1 protein-coding gene and 1 pseudogene are annotated in these 1,224 nt (G+C 45.4%); one reads left to right on the forward strand and one right to left on the reverse strand.

Going from position 1 to position 1,224, the window contains the following annotated elements; translation table 11 throughout:
* A pseudogene (locus A3763_RS00635) lies at positions 1 to 488 on the forward strand (DNA polymerase domain-containing protein); the annotation flags it as partial.
* Positions 489 to 508: 20 nt separating this feature from the next.
* Here A3763_RS00635 and A3763_RS00640 read toward each other — a convergent pair.
* Positions 509 to 1,224: alkyl sulfatase dimerization domain-containing protein (locus A3763_RS00640; RefSeq protein ID WP_231872056.1), on the reverse strand; the 716-nt coding region annotated here is incomplete at its 5' end.

Here is a 1,224-nt window from a genome sequence, read left to right on the forward strand (position 1 = left end):
TTAAAAATCAACAACCGGAAATGGTCTTTAAAGGGTTGGAAACGGTTCGCACTGATTGGACAGACGTGGCGAGAGACTTTCAAAAGAATCTTTACCAAATCGTCTTTGATGATCGCGACCCAAGCCAATTTATCAAAGACACCGTGGCGGCCACACTGAATGGAGAACGGGATAATCAGCTGGTTTATCGAAAACGCCTTAGAAGACCGCTCAGAGAGTACGTTAAAAACGTTCCACCCCATGCTCGATCTGCCAAAATAGCCGACGAAAAGAACAAAGCGCTTGGCAAGCCACTACAGTATCAACACAAAGGCTGGATCAACTATATCATCACCCTGAACGGGCCTGAGCCTTTGGACTATCTTGAATCAGACATTGATTACCAACACTACATTGAGAAACAGCTAAAGCCCATCGCGGAAGGCATTCTGCCCTTTATCGGGATGGACTTTGATCGCCTAATAGATAATCAAATGGCCTTATTCTAGGGAACCTAGAAGTAAGTTCCTTAAGGCTCAATGATATTAAAGACACCTCTCGGCTTCTCAAACAACCTGAAGAAACTCACTAAATCCAGCTTACTACCCTCCACCGTCAAATCATCCGAGAACAGGGTTTCTTTGATCCCAGCCTGATCAGTGGCCATTTTGAGAAATAACTCATGAGTCACCTTAAGTGTGGCATCCGCATCACTGACAGGTTCAATTTGTTCAAAATGCAGAACGGCATTTTCAATCCACAAATAGAAATTTACCTGCCTGTCAGTGAAGGTGATATTGATCTTATGATGGCTATCAAAAGCTTCCGGGCCAATTAAACGGGCAGCCATTGATATAAAGAAGTTCTCAAGAGGTGCCTCTCTCAGAACCCCCTCCATCATTGCCACATCAACGCCTTTATCCGGGCCACCATGTCTCAGCTCATAAGCCCCCGTAAGATAATTATCTCGCCAAGGCGCTGATTCCGATTGGTATCCCAATTGATCATAAGCTTTAGCAAGGAGCTCTCGGGCCTTATCGTTGCCAGGGTCAGCAAAGACCAATTTATTCAAAAGTTCGGCTACCCAACGATATTCACCCTGGTCAAAAGCCGATTGAGCAGCAAGTAGAACCCTCTCAGCCCCTCCCATTAAGGCTATGTATTTATCCGCAGATTCTTCCGGAGGAAGCGGATTAAGATTCGCAGGGTTTCCGTCATACCAGCCTAAATACCACTGATAAACCG

The sequence above is a fragment of the Oleiphilus sp. HI0128 genome (assembly GCF_001635365.1).